This is a genomic window from Rhodoferax sp. WC2427 (assembly GCF_040822085.1).
Classification (GTDB): Bacteria; Pseudomonadota; Gammaproteobacteria; order Burkholderiales; family Burkholderiaceae_C; genus Rhodoferax_B.
The window spans coordinates 1,833,652-1,850,445 of the sequence record NZ_CP162006.1 but is presented as its reverse complement, the minus strand read 5'-3'; the positions used below and the strand labels follow the sequence as shown (position 1 = coordinate 1,850,445).

Sequence of the window (16,794 nt, the reverse complement as noted above, 5' to 3'; positions counted from 1 at the left end):
GCCCAGCCGCCATAAGCCGTCTTGTATCCTGAGATTTACAAAGCGTATGGTAAAGTTCATTATGAATCAACAGCTTACGCAGCCCTTCAGACTTGACTAATCCCGCTAGAGCCTCTAACCTTCGCCCGATGCATAAATGGCTCGCTGTTTTATCTCTTGTATGCGCGTCTGTACACGCAGCACCCTCCCCCACCATCCAGGAAGACATGGACAAGTTGCTGGCCGATCGCGGCCTGCTGACCCACACCATCGACCAGCTTGAACAGGTGCGGCAAACCGTCAGCACCCGGGCTTCGGACCTGGTGGTCAACGCCATGGGCTTCCTGGGCGTACCCTACAAATTTGGTGGCACCTCGGCCGACACCGGCTTTGACTGCAGTGGCTTTGTCCGCGCCATGTACGAACAGACCATCGGCCTGGTCTTGCCCCGCCGCGCCAACGAACAAGCCGCCGCCACCGACCGCATCGACAAAAACGATCTGCGCCCCGGCGATTTGGTGTTTTTCAACACCATGCGCAAAGCCTTCAGCCATGTAGGCATTTATGTGGGCGATGGCAAATTTATCCACGCCCCCCGCAGCGGCTCCGAGGTCCGCGTAGAAGATATGCGCGCCGCCTACTGGCAACGCCGCTTCGATGGTGCCCGCCGCGTCACCCCCAGCGCCGAAGCCGAAGCCAATCCGGCCAAGTAAGCCCCGCGGTTTTCGACGGTCTTTGCGGAAATCGGCCAAGCCGATAAGCTCCCACTTTTTGGAGACTCTGCATGCAGCGCAAAACCGCCCAAGATTTCGACCAAGAACTGCTGATCCTGTTCGATGCCTACGTACACGGCACACTGGACCGGCGAGGCTTCCTGGAAAAGGCCCAAAAATTTGCGGTCGGCGGCGTAACCGCCACCATGCTGCTCGGAGCGCTCAGCCCCAATTTTGCGTTGGGCCAGCAGGTCACGCCCACCGATCCCCGCATCGTGACCGAGACGCTGTCTTTTCCGTCTCCCAACGGCTATGGCACGGTCAAGGGCTACATGGCCCGCCCCGCCAACGCCACCGGCCCCCTGCCCGCCATTTTGGTGGTGCACGAAAACCGCGGCCTGAACCCCCATATCGAAGACATCGCCCGCCGCCTGGCGCTGGACAACTTCGTCGCGTTCGCGCCTGATGCACTGACTCCGCTGGGCGGCTATCCCGGCGACGAGCAAAAAGCCGTGGCCCTGTTTGCCCAGCTCGACCAGACCAAGACCGCCGAAGACTTTGTCGCCGCGGCCAACTTCCTCAAAGCCCGCCCGGAAGTCGTGGGCAAAATCGGCGTGGTGGGGTTCTGCTACGGCGGTGGTGTGGCCCACATGCTCTCGACACGCCTGCCCGACCTGGGTGCCGCCGTGCCCTTCTACGGCAACCAGCCCGCTGCCAGTGCCGCCAGCCAGGTCAAGGCCCCGCTGCTGCTGCACTTCGCCGCCGTGGACGAGCGCATCAACGCCTCCTGGCCGGCGTACGAAGCCGCCCTGAAAGCCGCTGCCGTGCGTTACACCGCCTACCAGTACCCTGGTACCCAGCACGGCTTCAATAACGACACCACGCCCCGCTACGATGCGGCAGCCGCCAAGCTGGCCTGGGAGCGCACCCTGGCATTCTTTAACCAGAACCTGCGTGGCTAAACATTGAAAATGCCCAGAGGGGCATTTTGTTGCGCCCATGAAAAAACCCTCTAAGACACAAGTTCTTAGAGGGTTTTTTGGTATTAAATGGTCGGTGTGAAAGGATTCGAACCTTCGACCCCTTGCACCCCATGCAAGTGCGCTACCAGGCTGCGCCACACACCGATCAAGCCTCGAATTATAGCCTGCGTTTAGAGCACTTCTGACAACAGGTCTCGAATTTCGAATAATTCTTGTCGTACCGACAAAAGATGCTGGGTGGTGACCTCGTCGTAGTCCAGTGTGACCACATCCTCCAGGCGCTCAAACGACGTATCCCCGGTATCGGCGGCCTCCATGTCGGGCGAGGCCATTTCTTCCACGCGCAGTTTGTCGCCCTGCACCAATTCCTGCAACTTGTTACGCGCACCGCTAATGGTGAAACCCTGGTCGTACAGCAGGTCGCGGATGCGGCGAATCATCAGCACCTCATGGTGCTGGTAGTAGCGCCGGTTGCCGCGCCGTTTCATGGGCCGCAACTGGGTGAATTCTTGCTCCCAATAACGCAGTACGTGCGGCTTTACGCCGCAGAGGTCCGCGACTTCGCCGATCGTGAAGTAGCGTTTGGCGGGAATGGACGGGAGGGAATTTCCCATAAAAATCAATAGGGTCCTGTGGAATACGAGAGCAACCGGATAGGTTACCCGAAGTAACACATGGACGGAAAATTACTTCACAGCCCTTGGCTGTCAGCGTGATAAATATCACACCAGCATAGGTGCTGTGAAAAGTCTGTCAGCCCTGGATCTGCTCTTTGAGCTTGTGGCTGGCGTGGAAGGTCACGACCCGGCGCGCATCGATGGGGATGGCCTCGCCGGTGCGCGGGTTGCGGCCCGGACGGGGCGCCTTGATGCGGATTTGGAAGTTCCCAAAACCGGAAATCTTGACATCCGTGCCCTCGACCAGGCTGGTACTGACCAGGTCAAAAAAAGCATCCACCATGTCTTTGGACTCGCGCTTGTTCAGGCCGATCTGCTCAAACAGCAAATCGGCCAGTTGGGCCTTGGTCAGGGCTGGGGTTTCCAGACTTTCAACCGCAATTTCCACGGCTTTCTCCAGGTTGTCGTGTAGGGCCAAAACCGCTGTGCTCAAGCGCGCAAACGCGCACCACACTGGGTGCCCAGCTGGGCCAATACCGCCTGCACCGCAGATTCGATCTGTGGCTCAGTCAGCGTGGCGTCCGGGCTATTGAGCGTCAAGCGCAAGGCCACGCTCTTTTCACCCTGCGCCAAGCCGCCAGTGGACACCGGCTCTGCACCTTTGGGGACCGACTTGGGTCGGTAGATGTCAAACACCACGGTGTCGCGCAGCAAGCCGTTCGTAGCCGCAGCCTGGGCAGCCGCCAACAGCGCGCCATGGCCCACCGCTTCGGCCACGATGACGGCAATGTCGCGCTCGACGGCCTGGAACTTGGCCACCGGTGCAAACACCGGCACAGGTCGTTGCAGCACTGCATCCAATTCCAGTTCGAACAGCATGGGGGCCTGTGCCAGGTCATAGGCCTGACGCCACTGCGGATGCAATTCACCGATGAAACCAACGGCTTGCCCCGCCACCAGCACCCGGGCGCAGCGGCCAGGATGCAGGGCAGGATGCTCCGCCGCCTCAAATTGGACAGCCAGCGGTGCCAGCAGCGCTTCGACATCGCCCTTCATGTCGAAGAAGTCGGCAGCCTGTTCGCCGCGGCCCCATTGCAGGCGGTCGGCCGCACCGAAGCTGATGCCGGCCACCCGCATGGGCTGGTGGAAACCTGCGACAGTGGTGTCGGAATTGACGGCATTGGCATCGCGCAGAAAAACGCGGCCCAGCTCAAACACCCGCACCCGGTTGGCCTTGCGGTCCAGGTTGAACTTCAAAACCTGTAGCAGAGAACCCATAAGCGACGAGCGCATGACACTCATCTGGCTTGCAATCGGATTCAGCAGCTGGATGGGGTTGGGGTTGCCCGCCAGTTCCTTTTCCCAGCGCTCTTCGACAAAGCTGAAGTTGATGGTTTCCTGGTAGCCCAGACCGGCCAACGCGCGGCGCACTGCAAACGGACTGCGCTGCGCTTCCGGGCGGATCTTGGCGGTGATGGGGGCCAGCGGTGGCGTGGTGGGCAGCTGGTTGTAACCCACCATCCGCACCACTTCCTCGATCAGATCCTCTTCTATGGTCAGGTCGAAACGGTAGGACGGCGGAGTAACCGTCAGCACGCCAGCGCCCTCCACCACCGGCAGGCCGAGGCGGGTCAGGGCATCAGCGCACTGCGCCTGGGTCAGCGGCATGCCGATGACTTTGACGGCACGCGCCACGCGCAAAGTAACAGGCACAGCTTGCGGCACGTTGACCTGGGTGTCGTCCATGGGACCGGCCTCGCCACCGCAGATGTCCAGGATTAGCTGGGTGATGCGCTCCAGGTGTTCCACGGTGTGGCTGGCGTCCACGCCGCGCTCAAAACGGTGGCCTGCGTCGGTAGAGAAGTTGTAGCGGCGCGAACGGCCCGCAATCGATTTGGGCCACCAGAAGGCGGCTTCGGCATAGATGTTGACCGTGTCGTCCGACACCGCTGTGGCATCGCCGCCCATGATGCCGGCCAGCGATTCGACCTGGTGGTCGTCGGCAATCACGCCGACTTTTTCATCGACCATAACGGTGGTGCCATTGAGCAGCTTGAGCTGCTCGCCGGGTTGGCCCCAACGCACATCAAGTCCACCGTGGATTTTGTCCAGGTCGAAGATATGCGACGGGCGGCCCAGCTCGAACATCACGTAGTTGGAAATATCGACCAGTGCCGTCACGCTGCGTTGGCCACACCGGGCCAGGCGGTCCACCATCCACTGCGGCGTGGCGGCTTGGGGATTGACGTTGCGCACCACGCGGCCCGAGAAACGGCCACACAGTTCGGGGGCGCTGATCTTGACCGGCACGCGGTCATCGATTGTGACCGCCACAGCAGGGAAGCTGGGCTGCAGCAAGGGCGCGCCGGTCAGAGCGGCCACTTCGCGGGCTACACCGTAAACACTCAGACAGTGAGCCAGGTTCGGTGTGAGCTTGAGGGTGAACAGGGTGTCGTCCAGCGCCAGATGCTCACGGATGCTCTGGCCCAGGGGAGCATCAGCGGCCAGCTCCAACAAGCCACCGTGGTCTTCAGACAGCTTGAGTTCGCGGGCCGAACACAGCATGCCCTGGCTTTCCACGCCACGCAGCTTGCCGACCTTGATCAGGAAGGGTTTGCCGTCTTCACCCGGGGGCAACTCAGCGCCCACCAGCGCACACGGTATGCGGATGCCGACGCGGGCATTTGGGGCGCCGCAGACGATGTTGAGCAGCTCGGGCTGGCCGACATCCACGGTGCAGACGCGCAAGCGGTCGGCATTGGGATGCTGTTCGGCGGTCTTGATTTCGCCCACCACGATGCCGGTGAACGGCGGAGCCACGGGTTTGAGTTCTTCGACTTCCAGCCCGGCCATGGTCAAGGTCTCAGCCAGTTGCTCGGTGGTCAGGTCGGGGTTGCAGAAAGCGCGCAACCAGGATTCAGGAAATTGCATGGTTTGGTCTATCTAGTACGGCTGAAGAATTATTGAAACTGGCTGAGGAAACGGATGTCGCCATCAAAAAACAGTCGCAGGTCGTTCACGCCGTAGCGCAGCATGGTCAGGCGGTCCGGGCCCATGCCGAAGGCAAAGCCGATGTATTTTTCGGGGTCGAGGCCCATGTTGCGCACCACGTTCGGATGCACCTGGCCGGAGCCTGCCACTTCCAGCCAACGGCCCGACAGCGGACCGCTCTGGAACTGGATGTCAATCTCGGCGCTGGGCTCGGTGAACGGGAAGAAGCTGGGGCGAAAACGCAGCACCAGGTCGTCCGACTCAAAGAAGGTACGGCAAAAATCGGTGAAAACCACTTTCAGGTCTTTGAAGCTGACGTTTTCGCCGATCCACAGGCCTTCGCATTGGTGGAACATCGGGGAATGCGTGGCATCGCTGTCAACACGGTAGGTGCGGCCGGGTGCGATCACGCGGATCTCCGGCATCACCTGGCCCGCATCGATGGCGGCACGGTGTTTCTTGACGTGCGTGACCGCATGGCGGATCTGCATCGGGCTGGTGTGGGTACGCAGCAGGTTGGGCGCGGTGGCCGTGCCGCCTTCAACGTAGAACGTGTCGTGCATGGAACGCGCGGGATGGTCCTCGGGCGTATTCAGTGCGGTGAAGTTGAACCAGTCGGACTCGATCTCGGGGCCCTGGGCGACTTCAAAACCCATGGAGCCGAAGATGGCCTCGATACGCTCCAGCGTCAAAGACACAGGGTGCAAACCGCCCTGCCCGCGCTGGCGGCCTGGCAAAGTCACGTCGAGGGCTTCGGCCTTGAGCTGTTGCTCCAGTTCGGCATCGGCCAGGGCTTTGCGGCGCGCGGTCAAGGCGGCTTCAATGGCTTGTTTGGCCAGGTTGATGGCGGCACCGCGTGATTTTTTTTCTTCTACGGTCAAAGCCCCCATGCCCTTCATCAACTCGGTGATGCGGCCGGATTTACCCAAAAACTGGGCTTTGGCATTCTCCAGATCGGCGGGCGTGCTGGCCCCCTGGAAACTGCTGTGTGCTGCACTGACAATCGCGTCCAACTCGTTCATAAGGTCTCTTGGAAATGACAAAGGGCTAGCGCTTTTTCAAGCTCTAGCCCTTGGTTTACTTGCACAGAACGCTACTCAAAGAATAGCAGTCTAGCGTGGGGAATCAAGCAGCCAGACGGGCCTTGACTTGCTCCACGATGCTGGCAAAAGCCGCCTTGTCGTGCACAGCGATATCGGACAGCACTTTGCGGTCGATCTCGATGGCTGCCTTCTTCAGGCCATTGGCGAACTGGCTGTAGGTCAGACCGCATTCACGCGCAGCGGCGTTGATACGGGCAATCCACAGCTGACGGAACACTCGCTTGCGGGTCCGACGGTCACGGTAGGCATATTGCCCAGCCTTCATTACCGCTTCTTTTGCGACGCGGTAAACATTACCGCGGCGACCGCGGAAACCTTTTGCAAGGGCGAGAACTTTTTTGTGGCGGGCGCGAGCCGTTACACCACGTTTGACGCGAGGCATGTATTTACTCCTTGTTCGTCGTTAAATTAAATACCACGGCCGGGCAGCATCTGCGCCATGTGACCCATATTGGTCTCATGCACTGCAGTAGTACCGCGCAACTGGCGTTTATTTTTGGTGGTCTTCTTGGTCAAGATGTGACGTTTGAAGGCGTGGCCGCGTTTAACGGTACCACCTGGACGAACGCGAAAGCGTTTTTTCGCCGCGCTCTTGGTCTTCATTTTGGGCATTTCAATGCTCCTGTTCATTGTGCTCGTGAGGCGCTGGGAACCGATCCCAGACTTGTTGGCCCCGAGCCACTTCTTGGTGGTGAGTTTTCACTCTCCACTTCTGAGCGGTGGGCTTTCACCCTCCGCTTCAGGCAGAGAAACTTGCGTTTCTCTGCATTTACAACCCGCAAGCCAAGGCCTGCGGGTTGAAATTCTTACGATGCCGAAACAGGCGCCGGTGCGACTTCTGCTGCGGGCTTGCTGGACGCTGGCTTTTTCTTGCCGGGTGCGATCATCATGATCATCTGGCGGCCTTCCAACTTGGGAAACTGCTCCACGATGATCAGGTCTTGCAAGTCGTTGCGGATGCGTTGCAGCAAGGCCATGCCGATTTCCTGGTGGGTGATTTCTCGCCCCCGAAAACGCAAAGTGATCTTGCACTTGTCGCCGTCGGCCAGGAAACGCTTGATATTGCGCATCTTGATGTTGTAGTCGCCATCGTCGGTACCGGGACGGAATTTGATTTCCTTGATCTCGATCACCGTCTGCTTGGACTTCGCGTCGGCCGCTTTCTTTTGTTCCTGGTACTTGAACTTGCCGTAGTCCATCAAGCGACAGACCGGCGGGTTCGCCGTGGCAACAATTTCAACCAGGTCCACGTCGTATTCACCGGCCAAACGCAAAGCTTCCATCAGGCTGACGATGCCTAAGGGCTCATTTTCTGGGCCGGAAAGACGAACCTCCGGTGCCATGATTTCACGGTTCAGACGGTGTTTGCGTTCTTCGCGGTGACGGCGGTCACGAAATTCAGTAGCGATGGCTCAAATCCTTAAAAATCAGAATGCTATAGTAACAATAGCAACTACCGCAGACAGCACGAGCACTAAAGCCTAGGTTTATTTAAAAACTACAGTTTTAGAGCGATGTCGCTGGCAATTTTGGACTGGAAGTCCTGTAGCGACATCACACCGAGGTCAATATTGCCCCGGGCGCGCACTGCGACGGACCCAGCTTCTTTTTCCTTGTCGCCTACGACCAGGATGTAGGGAAGCTTTTGCATCGAATGCTCGCGTATTTTACGCGTAATTTTTTCGTTGCGTAAATCCAGCTGAACCCTAAGCCCTTGATCCTGCAGCGTTTTGGCAATTTCACGACAGTAATCGTCTTGCGACTCGGAAATATTAAGGATGGAGACCTGTGCCGGAGCCAGCCAGGTGGGCAGTGCGCCCGCATGTTGCTCGATCAAAATGCCGATGAAACGCTCCAGGCTACCAACAATGGCGCGGTGCAGCATCACCGGGCGGTGCCGGCCGCCGTCTTCGCCCACGTACTCGGCATCCAGGCGCTCGGTCATGAAGAAATCGACCTGCATGGTGCCGCACTGCCACTGGCGGCCGATCGCGTCTTTCAGGGTGTATTCGATCTTGGGGCCGTAGAAGGCACCGTCGCCGGGGGACACCTCAAACTCGACGCCGGAGGCGCGCAGGCACTCCATCAGCGCGTGCTCGGCCTTGTCCCAGCTCTCGTCCGAGCCGATGCGCTTTTCGGGGCGCGTGGCCACCTTGTAGATGATGTTGTGAAAGCCGAAGTCGGCATAGACCTTTTGCAGCAGCGCGGTGTAGTTCACGCACTCCTGCAGGATCTGGTCTTCGGTGCAGAAGATGTGTCCATCGTCCTGCGTGAAGCCGCGTACGCGCATGATGCCGTGCAGGCCGCCCGAAGGCTCGTTACGGTGGCACTGGCCGAATTCGCCGTAACGCAATGGCAGGTCGCGGTAGCTCTTGATACCCTGCTTGAAGATCAGGATGTGGCCGGGGCAGTTCATCGGCTTGAGCGCGTATTCGCGCTTTTCCGACTCGGTGGTGAACATGTTTTCGCGGTACTTGTCCCAGTGGCCGGTTTTTTCCCACAGGGCCTTGTCGATGACCTGCGGGCCCTTGACTTCCTGGTAGCCGTTGTCCTGGTACACACGGCGCATGTACTGCTCCACGCCCTGCCAGACGGTCCAGCCCTTGGGGTGCCAGAACACCAGGCCGGGGGCGTGGTCGTCGATGTGGAACAGGTCCAGCTCGCGGCCCAGCTTGCGGTGGTCGCGCTTTTCGGCTTCTTCGAGCTGCGTCAGGTAGTTTTGCAGGTCGTCTTTGCTGGCCCAGGCCGTGCCGTAGACGCGCTGCAGCATTTCATTGTTGTGGTCGCCGCGCCAGTAGGCACCGGCCAGCTTCATCAGCTTGAAGAACTTGAGCTTGCCGGTGCTGGGCACGTGGGGGCCACGGCACAGGTCTTCGAAAGCGCCCTCGCGGTACAGCGACACATCCTGGTCGGCCGGGATGCTGGCGATGATTTCGGCCTTGTAGTGCTCACCCAGGCTTTTGAAGTACGCCACGGCCTCGTCGCGTGGCAGCACGCGGCGGGTGACGGGCTCGTCCTTGGCGGCCAGGGCAACCATCTTCTTTTCGATCGCCACCAGATCGTCGGGCGTGAATGGGCGCTTGTACGAAAAGTCGTAGAAGAAACCGTTTTCGATCACCGGGCCGATGGTGACCTGCGCGTCGGGGAACAGGTCCTTGACAGCGTAGGCCAGCAAGTGGGCGGTGGAATGGCGGATCACGTCCAGGCCGTCGGCATCCTTGGCGGTGATGATGGCCAGCGGGCTGTCTTGCGTGATCTGGTAGCTGGTGTCCACCACCGTGCCGTTCACCTTGCCGGCCAGCGCGGCCTTGGCCAGGCCGGTGCCGATGGAAGCGGCTACTTCGGCAACCGTGACAGGACCAGGGAATTCGCGGACGGAGCCATCGGGGAGCGTGATGTGGATCATGGATTTCTGAAAAAGGTAAAGCGAAAAGCGCGGCACATCACGTTCACGTTGAACGAAAACGTTAAGCCGCGCTAGCTTGTGAGCCCTGGAGTTTAACCGTCAATGCGCGCCCGCTGCGGCCTCTGCCGCCGCCTTGCCCATGGCGGCCGGGCGCTGGGTGATCCACACCAGCGGAATCAACAGCAGGAACATGATGGACGAGGCAAAGAACACGTCGTTGGCCGCCAACGTGGCCGCTTGCTGGCCGATCAGGCGGTTCACCGTCTCCAGCGCCTGCTGCGGCTCCATGCCCGCGCTGGCCAGGCCATTCAACGCGCCGGTGGCGGTTTGCCGCCCCACGTTGATGTACTCGGTCAACTGGGCGTGGTGCAAGGCGGTGCGGCTTTCCCACACCGTGGTGACGATGGACGTGCCCATGGCCCCGGCGGTGATCCGCACGAAGTTGGTTAGGCCCGAAGCCGCCGGAATGCGGTCTGGGGTAAGGCCGGACAGCGTCAGGATGCTCAGCGGAATAAAGAAACACGCCATGGCAATGCCCTGGACGATGGTGGGCACCATCAGTGTGGCCTCGTCGGCCTGCACGTTGAAGCGCGAGCGCATCCACAGCACGATGCCGAACACGATGAAGGCCATGGTGGCAAACAGGCGCGGGTCGAACTTGGCGATGTTCTTGCCCACGATGGGCGACAGGATGATGGCCAGCAGCCCCACCGGGGCCAGCACAAAGCCGGCCTGCGTGGCGGTGTAGCCCATGTACTGCTGCAACCACAGGGGCAGCAGCACCACATTGCCAAAGAACAGGCCGTAGCCCACCGAGGTGGCCAGCGTGCCCGCCCAGAAGTTGCGCCGGGCGAACAGGCGCAGGTCGGTCACCGGGTGTTTGTCGGTCAGCTCCCAGGCCACGAAGAACATGAAGCCCACCAGCGCCACCGCGGCCAGAATCTGCACCTCGGTAGAGTTGAACCAGTCCAGTTCCTTGCCCTTGTCCAGCATGATCTGCAGCGCCCCCACCCAGACCACCAGCAGGGCCAGGCCCACGCTGTCGATGGGCAGTTGCTTGGTCGGGGTTTCGCGTTTGCGGTACAGGTTCCAGGTGGCGGCAGCGGCCAGAAAGCCCACCGGGATGTTGATGTAGAAAATCCACGGCCAGGAGATGTTGTCGGTGATCCAGCCGCCCAGCAGCGGCCCTACTACCGGCGCAATCAGCGTGGTCATGGCCCACATGGCCATGGCCGTGCCCGCCAGCGCCTTCGGGTAGCTGGACAGCAGCAGCGCCTGCGACAGCGGAATCATCGGCCCGGCCACAAAGCCCTGCAGGATGCGGAAGGCGATCAACGTGGCCATGTTGGGCGCCAGCCCGCACATCCACGAGGCCAGCACGAATAGCAGGATGCTGATGGTGAACAGCCGCACCTGGCCGAAGCGCTGCGACAGCCAGCCGGTGAGCGGCACCGAGATGGCGTTGGCCACGGCAAAGCTGGTGATGACCCAGGTGCCCTGGTTGGGGCTGACGCCCAGATCCCCGGCGATGGCCGACAGGGACACGTTGGCAATCGACGAGTCCAGCACGTTCATGAACGTGGCGGTGGACAAGGCGATGGTGCCCCACATGCGGGCCGAGCCCTCCAGCGGAGGCGGTGGCGTGTAGGTAAATGCGTTCGCCATGGCGGGCTTATTGCACCTGTGCGGCAGGGGCGGCGGCCAGCTTGAGCGGCGCATGGCTGGCGGCCGCGGCCTTGCTACCGAGGTTGGCGGTGATGACGCGCTGCACGTCGGCATCGGCACCGCTCTCGGGCGTGGCCCCCACCTGCATGGTGGACAGGGCGGCGGTGCGCGGGGCCTCGGCCAGCATCTGGCCGTCTTGCTTGGTGATGTCGATCGTGGCGTTCATTGACAGGCCCACGCGCAGCGGATGGCTGACCAGCTGCGCCGGGTCCAGGGCGATGCGCACCGGCACGCGCTGCACCACCTTGATCCAGTTGCCGGTGGCGTTTTGCGCAGGCAGCAGCGCAAAGGCCGCGCCCGTGCCCACGCCCAGCCCGGCCACGGTGCCGGTGTATTCCATCTTCTTGCCGTACAGGTCGGCAGTGAGCTTGACGCTTTGGCCGATGCGGATGTTGCGCAGCTGCACTTCCTTGTAGTTGGCATCCACCCACACCTGGCTCAGCGGGATGATGGACATCAAGGGCGCGCCCGCCGCGATGCGCTGGCCGAGCTGCACGGTGCGCTTGGCCACGTAGCCGTCCACCGGCGCCAGGATGGCGGCGCGCTGGCTGGCCAGGTAGGCCTCGCGGACCTTGGCGGCAGCCGCCAGCACGCTGGGGTGCTGGTCGATGCTGGTGCCATCGGTCATGGCCTGGTTGCTGCTGAGCTGCTCTTTGGCAGCGGCCACACCGGCCTGGGCGGCGGCCACGCTGGCCTGCACGGTCGACAGGCCGCTCTGGGCGTTGGCCAGTTGGGTCTGGGCGTGGCTGAGTTCTTCCTTGGAGACCGCGCCGTTGCCGGTCAGGGCCTGGCGACGGCGCAAATCATCCTGGGCACGGGCGACTTCGCTCTGGGCGCGGGCGATGTCGGTCTGGGTGCGGGTGACGTCTGCCGTGCGCAGGGCGATCTGGGCGGTCAGCGTGCCGTTATTGGCGTACAGGGTGCGCACCTGGCGCACGGCCTGGGCCAGGTTGGCCTCGGCCTGGTCCAGGGCCAGCTTGGAGTCGGCCGGGTCGAGCTTGACCAGCGGCTGGCCAGCCTTCACGAAGTCGGTGTCGTCGGCCAGGATGGCCATCACCGTGCCGCCCACCTGCGGGGTGATCTGGATCACATTGCCCTGCACGTAGGCGTTGTCGGTGTCTTCAAAGTGGCTGGCGATGACGGCGTCGTAGGCAATCCAGCCCAGCCCGGCCAGCACCACCACGGCGGCGATGGTGATCAGGGATTTCTTGCGCTGGGGGTTGGTGGCGGTGGACGCGGTGGGGGCGGCAGCGGGGGCGTTGTTTGTGGCATCAGACATGGGTTTCACCTAGGATAAATTTATAAAAAATCGGGCTCTAGCGCTTATTCAATGGGCGGTAGAAGCTATGGTTTCGGTAGCAGAGGCGCTGTAGCCACCACCCAGCGAGCGCACCAGCGCCACTTGGGTGTCGAGCGCGCGGGCGGCCAGGTCGACCTGCAGGCGGCGCTGGGCCAGCACGGCGGTCTCGGAGCTCAGCACATTGAGGTAGTTGCCCAGCCCGGCGCTGTAGCGCTGCACCGCAATCTCGTAGGCGGCTTCGGCGGCTTGCTGGGCGGCGCGCTGCTCGGTTTGCTGGCGGGCGATGGACTGCTGCGAGGCCAGCTGGTCGGCCACGTCGCGCACCGCGTCGATCAGCGCGGCGTTGTAGCTCTCTACCGCGGCATCCAGGTCGGCGGTCTTGGCAGTGAGCCCCGCGCGCAAACGGCCCGCATCAAAGATCGGCAGGTGGATGGCCGGGCCAATGCCCCACTGCTCGCTGCCCGCATGCAGCAGGTTGCCCAGGCCGATGCTGGAGAAACCGGCAAAGCCGTTCAGGCTGACGTTGGGGTAGAACTGGGCCTTGGCGCTGCGGGCATCGGCACTGGCAGCCTCCACGCGCCAGCGGGCGGCGGCGATGTCGGCACGGCGGCCCAGCAGGTCGGCGGGAATGGCCTGCGCGTTTGCTGCAGTTTTAATAGCTGCCAGCGCCGGTAAAACCAGCGTATCCGCCGCATTTGACTGCCCAACCAAAGCCGACAGGCCGTTGCGCGCCAGGGCGATCTGCTCGTTCAGGGCTTCGATCTGCTGGCGGGCTTCGGGCAGGCTACCCTGGCTTTGGTTCAGTTCCAGGCGGGTGTCCAGCCCGGCGTTGACGCGGTCGCGTACCAGCGACAGCAGCTCGTTGCGCTGGGCCAGGGTGCGGTGGGCCAGCTCCAGCTGGCCGTTCAGGCGCAGCAGCTGGAAATAGCTGCGTGCCACCTGGCTAACCAGCAGCACGCGGGCGGCCTGCGCATCGGCCTGGGCAGCTTGGGTCTGGCCCAGGGCGGCATCGAGGGCAGCGCGGTTTTTGCCGAAGAAGTCAAGTTCCCAGCTGGCGGTGAGCTGGACCGTACCGTTGTTGTAGATCTGACCCGCCAGCGGTGCGGGGTACAAACCCTTGGCGGTGTAGAGCTGGCGCATGCCCTGCGCCTCGGCGCCCACCTGGGGCAGCGTGGCGGAACGGGCACCGTCGGTGGCGGCCTGGGCGCGGCGCAGGCGGGCCTGGGCCAGCTTCAGGCTGGGGCTGCCGTCCAGGGCCTGGGCCACCAGGCGGTCGAGCTGCGGGTCGGCAAAACCCAGCCACCAGGCGGCATCGACCGGGGCTACGTCGGACGCACCGGCCATGCTGGCGGGCTGTGGCTGGGCCTGCATCTGGGCCTGGGGCGTGATACCCGAGAAGTTGGCGCAGGCCGCCAGGCTGGCCAGGGCGACGGCGGCCAGAGCCAGGCGCGGCGCGGCAGTAAGAGACTTAAGAGGCATGGTTTTCTCCGGCTGCGGATGTTGTTGTTTGTTGGGCTTGTTGGGCCTGTTGGAAATCGTTGGCGTTGTCGAGCATGCGGCGCAGGTAACTTTTCAGGGCCTCCCACTCCTCGACCGAAAAGCCCGCGAGGTAGGCGTTTTGCACCCGGCTGAGCACCTCGGGGATGACCTTGGCGGCATCGCGCCCGGCTTCGGTGATCTCCAGATTGACCACCCGGCGGTCTTCGCTGGAGCGCACACGCTGGCACAGGCCCTTGGCCTCCAGTCGGTCAAGCATGCGGGTCATGCCACCGGCATCCAGGGTGCACACACGGGCCAGCTCGGCCACGGTGGAGACCTCGCCGGTGGACAGCTTGAACAGCGGTTTCCACTGCGCATTGGTCAGGCCGCTGGGCTCGAACTGGCGCTCCAGCTCCTGGGCCAGCATGTTGAAGACGCGCGCCAGCAGGTGGCCGACGCCGGTGCCGCCAGCAACATAGTTGTCTGCGGCGTAGAACACCGGCGCAGGCTCCGGCGTGGGGGTGGGGCGTGTAGTCATGGGTCGGAATATTAATTGCCTAAGCAATTACTGTCAAGTCTTTGTTTGTTTGGGCATTAGATTTCGCTACACTGCAGGCATGGCCACCTCTGCACTCCCCTCCGCCCCCTCTTCCACCCCGTCCACCACTGCCGGGGCCAAGGGGTCGCCGCGTTCGCTGTCGGGCCTGCTGCCGTTCCTGCGGCCCTACCGCTTTCGCATCGGGCTGGCCATCGTGTTCCTGGTGCTGGCGGCCGCCGCCACGCTGGCGTTTCCGCTGGCGCTGCGGGCGTTGATCGACCAGGGACTGGTGCGCACCGGGGCCGACGGCAGCGTGGACCGGGGGGCGCAACTGTTGGCCCTGCGCGGCCATTTCTTCGAGCTGTTTGCCGTGGCCGCCGCGCTGGGCCTGTTCTCGGCGGCGCGCTTCTACACCGTGAGCTGGCTGGGCGAGCGGGTCACCGCCGACATCCGCAACGCGGTGTACGCCCACGTGCTGCGCCAGAGCCCGCAGTTTTTTGAAACCACCCAGACCGGCGAGGTGCTGTCGCGCCTGACGGTGGACACCACCCTGGTGCAAACCGTGGTGGGCTCGTCACTGAGCATGGGCCTGCGCAATGCGGTAATGGGCCTGGGCGCACTGGGCGTGCTGGTGTGGACCAACCCGGTGGTGATGACGCAGGTGTTTGGCATTCTGGTGCTGATCGTGCTGCCCAGCGCCTGGTTTGGGCGGCGGGTGCGCAAGCTGTCGCGCGCCAGCCAGGACCGGGTGGCCGACAGCAGCGCCATTGCCGCCGAAGTGCTCAACGCCATTCCGGTGGTGCAGAGCTACACCGCCGAAGCGCGCGAATCGACCCGCTTTGCCGCCTCCACCGCCGCCGCCTTCCAGACCGCCGTGGGGCGTAGCAAGGCGCGTTCGGTGCTGGTGGCCTTCATCATCATTGCCACCTCGGCCGCCCTGCTGTGGGGCCTGTACCAGGGCACGCAGGCCGTTTTGCAGGGCAGTATCACCGCCGGGCACCTGGGGCAGACGGTGGTGTACGTGATCATTCTGGCCAGCGCCACCGCGGTGCTGGGCGAGGTGTACGGCGACGTGCTGCGCGCCGCCGGGGCGAGCGAGCGGCTGATGGAGTTGCTGGCCACCGAGTCGCCCATCAAATCGGCACAAAATCCGGCTCCCGCGCTTATTACATCGGCGGGGAGTGCTATTGTTTTTGAGAACATCAACTTCAACTACCCGTCGCGCCCGCTGCAGCCCGCCCTGGCCGATTTCAGCCTGAGCGTGGCCCCGGGCGAAACCGTGGCTCTGGTGGGGGCCAGCGGCGCGGGCAAGAGCACGGTGTTCCAGCTGCTGCTGCGCTTTTACGACCCGCAAAGCGGCAACATCCGGCTCGACGGCGTGGCCACCCGCGACCTGGCACTCGTTGATTTGCGCCAGCACATCGGCATCGTGCCGCAGGACGCGGTGATGTTCTCCACCAGCGCGATGGAAAACATCCGCTATGGCCGCCCCGACGCCACCGATGCCGAGGTGATGGCCGCGGCCGAGTCGGCCTTTGCCCACGCCTTCATCACCGCCCTGCCCGAGGGCTACAACACCTTTCTGGGCGAGCGCGGCGTGCGCCTGAGCGGCGGCCAGCGCCAGCGCGTGGCGATTGCCCGCGCCATGCTGAAAAACGCCCCGCTGCTGCTGCTGGACGAAGCCACCAGCGCGCTGGACGCAGAAAGCGAACGCATGGTGCAGGCGGCCCTGGAATCGGCCATGCGGGGCCGCACCACCCTGGTGATTGCCCACCGCCTGGCCACTGTGCAGCAGGCCGACCGCATCGTGGTGCTGGACCATGGCCGCATCGTCGAACAGGGCACGCACGCGGCGCTGGTGGCGCAGGACGGGGTGTACGCTCGGCTGGCGGCGCTGCAGTTCACGGCATAGGGCCTGGGCATGGTTTGTGCATAAAATAAGGGCCTAGCGCTTATTCCA

15 protein-coding genes and 1 tRNA gene are annotated in these 16,794 nt (G+C 62.8%); 3 read left to right on the top strand and 13 right to left on the bottom strand.

Going from position 1 to position 16,794, the window contains the following annotated elements; genetic code table 11:
• Nucleotides 1–128: 128 nt before the first annotated feature.
• Complete coding sequence (locus tag AB3G31_RS08740) at nt 129–692, top strand: C40 family peptidase (RefSeq protein ID WP_367849797.1); 564 nt, start codon at nt 129–131, stop codon at nt 690–692.
• A gap of 71 nt (nt 693–763) precedes the next feature.
• On the top strand, nt 764–1,654 hold the full coding sequence (locus AB3G31_RS08735) for a dienelactone hydrolase family protein (protein ID WP_367849796.1): 891 nt from the start codon (nt 764–766) through the stop codon (nt 1,652–1,654).
• Between the two features lie 88 nt (nt 1,655–1,742).
• Here the strand turns inward: AB3G31_RS08735 and AB3G31_RS08730 are convergent.
• From AB3G31_RS08730 to AB3G31_RS08670, 13 genes are all read right to left on the bottom strand, one after another.
• Nucleotides 1,743–1,819: transfer RNA gene (locus AB3G31_RS08730), tRNA-Pro, on the bottom strand.
• Nucleotides 1,820–1,845: 26 nt separating this feature from the next.
• On the bottom strand, nt 1,846–2,289 hold the full coding sequence (locus tag AB3G31_RS08725) for a MerR family transcriptional regulator (protein WP_367849795.1): 444 nt from the start codon (nt 2,287–2,289) through the stop codon (nt 1,846–1,848).
• Between the two features lie 139 nt (nt 2,290–2,428).
• On the bottom strand, nt 2,429–2,740 hold the full coding sequence (locus AB3G31_RS08720; RefSeq protein ID WP_295956877.1) for an integration host factor subunit alpha: 312 nt from the start codon (nt 2,738–2,740) through the stop codon (nt 2,429–2,431).
• 41 nt (nt 2,741–2,781) lie between these two features.
• Nucleotides 2,782–5,223, bottom strand: coding sequence for a phenylalanine--tRNA ligase subunit beta (gene pheT, locus AB3G31_RS08715; protein WP_367849794.1), 2,442 nt, complete (start codon nt 5,221–5,223; stop codon nt 2,782–2,784).
• A gap of 29 nt (nt 5,224–5,252) precedes the next feature.
• Complete coding sequence (pheS, locus tag AB3G31_RS08710; protein WP_367849793.1) at nt 5,253–6,305, bottom strand: phenylalanine--tRNA ligase subunit alpha; 1,053 nt, start codon at nt 6,303–6,305, stop codon at nt 5,253–5,255.
• 103 nt (nt 6,306–6,408) lie between these two features.
• On the bottom strand, nt 6,409–6,768 hold the full coding sequence (gene rplT, locus AB3G31_RS08705) for a 50S ribosomal protein L20 (RefSeq protein WP_295956883.1): 360 nt from the start codon (nt 6,766–6,768) through the stop codon (nt 6,409–6,411).
• 26 nt (nt 6,769–6,794) lie between these two features.
• Complete coding sequence (gene rpmI / locus AB3G31_RS08700; RefSeq protein WP_295956885.1) at nt 6,795–6,998, bottom strand: 50S ribosomal protein L35; 204 nt, start codon at nt 6,996–6,998, stop codon at nt 6,795–6,797.
• A gap of 194 nt (nt 6,999–7,192) precedes the next feature.
• Nucleotides 7,193–7,729, bottom strand: a complete 537-nt coding sequence (gene infC / locus AB3G31_RS08695) for a translation initiation factor IF-3 (RefSeq protein ID WP_367849792.1) — start codon at nt 7,727–7,729, stop codon at nt 7,193–7,195.
• Nucleotides 7,730–7,884: 155 nt separating this feature from the next.
• Nucleotides 7,885–9,792 (bottom strand): threonine--tRNA ligase, encoded by a 1,908-nt coding sequence (gene thrS / locus AB3G31_RS08690; protein ID WP_367849791.1) that lies wholly within the window; start codon nt 9,790–9,792, stop codon nt 7,885–7,887.
• Between the two features lie 99 nt (nt 9,793–9,891).
• A complete protein-coding gene (locus AB3G31_RS08685) occupies nt 9,892–11,457 on the bottom strand; it encodes a DHA2 family efflux MFS transporter permease subunit (RefSeq protein ID WP_367849790.1) in 1,566 nt (521 codons plus the stop codon).
• 7 nt (nt 11,458–11,464) lie between these two features.
• Nucleotides 11,465–12,796: an efflux RND transporter periplasmic adaptor subunit gene (locus AB3G31_RS08680; protein WP_367849789.1), complete on the bottom strand. Its 1,332-nt coding sequence runs from the start codon at nt 12,794–12,796 to the stop codon at nt 11,465–11,467.
• Nucleotides 12,797–12,844: 48 nt separating this feature from the next.
• On the bottom strand, nt 12,845–14,296 hold the full coding sequence (locus AB3G31_RS08675) for an efflux transporter outer membrane subunit (protein ID WP_367849788.1): 1,452 nt from the start codon (nt 14,294–14,296) through the stop codon (nt 12,845–12,847).
• A complete protein-coding gene (locus tag AB3G31_RS08670; RefSeq protein ID WP_367849787.1) occupies nt 14,286–14,834 on the bottom strand; it encodes a MarR family winged helix-turn-helix transcriptional regulator in 549 nt (182 codons plus the stop codon). Before AB3G31_RS08670 ends, AB3G31_RS08675 begins: the two co-directional genes overlap by 11 nt.
• Nucleotides 14,835–14,913: 79 nt before the next feature.
• Between AB3G31_RS08670 and AB3G31_RS08665 the strand changes: the two genes are divergently transcribed.
• On the top strand, nt 14,914–16,746 hold the full coding sequence (locus AB3G31_RS08665; protein ID WP_367849786.1) for an ABC transporter transmembrane domain-containing protein: 1,833 nt from the start codon (nt 14,914–14,916) through the stop codon (nt 16,744–16,746).
• The last annotated feature ends 48 nt before the right edge of the window (nt 16,747–16,794 follow it).

Bases quoted from the DNA above. Each gene is read 5' to 3' on its own strand.
- pheS (WP_367849793.1), bottom strand. From the start codon at position 6,305: ATGAACGAGTTGGACGCGATTGTCAGTGCAGCACACAGCAGTTTCCAG.
- rpmI (WP_295956885.1), bottom strand. From the start codon at position 6,998: ATGCCCAAAATGAAGACCAAGAGCGCGGCGAAAAAACGCTTTCGCGTT.
- AB3G31_RS08675 (WP_367849788.1), bottom strand. From the start codon at position 14,296: ATGCCTCTTAAGTCTCTTACTGCCGCGCCGCGCCTGGCTCTGGCCGCC.
- AB3G31_RS08665 (WP_367849786.1), top strand. From the start codon at position 14,914: ATGGCCACCTCTGCACTCCCCTCCGCCCCCTCTTCCACCCCGTCCACC.
- thrS (WP_367849791.1), bottom strand. From the start codon at position 9,792: ATGATCCACATCACGCTCCCCGATGGCTCCGTCCGCGAATTCCCTGGT.
- AB3G31_RS08680 (WP_367849789.1), bottom strand. From the start codon at position 12,796: ATGTCTGATGCCACAAACAACGCCCCCGCTGCCGCCCCCACCGCGTCC.
- AB3G31_RS08740 (WP_367849797.1), top strand. From the start codon at position 129: ATGCATAAATGGCTCGCTGTTTTATCTCTTGTATGCGCGTCTGTACAC.
- AB3G31_RS08670 (WP_367849787.1), bottom strand. From the start codon at position 14,834: ATGACTACACGCCCCACCCCCACGCCGGAGCCTGCGCCGGTGTTCTAC.
- AB3G31_RS08735 (WP_367849796.1), top strand. From the start codon at position 764: ATGCAGCGCAAAACCGCCCAAGATTTCGACCAAGAACTGCTGATCCTG.
- rplT (WP_295956883.1), bottom strand. From the start codon at position 6,768: ATGCCTCGCGTCAAACGTGGTGTAACGGCTCGCGCCCGCCACAAAAAA.
- AB3G31_RS08685 (WP_367849790.1), bottom strand. From the start codon at position 11,457: ATGGCGAACGCATTTACCTACACGCCACCGCCTCCGCTGGAGGGCTCG.
- infC (WP_367849792.1), bottom strand. From the start codon at position 7,729: ATGGCACCGGAGGTTCGTCTTTCCGGCCCAGAAAATGAGCCCTTAGGC.
- pheT (WP_367849794.1), bottom strand. From the start codon at position 5,223: ATGCAATTTCCTGAATCCTGGTTGCGCGCTTTCTGCAACCCCGACCTG.
- AB3G31_RS08725 (WP_367849795.1), bottom strand. From the start codon at position 2,289: ATGGGAAATTCCCTCCCGTCCATTCCCGCCAAACGCTACTTCACGATC.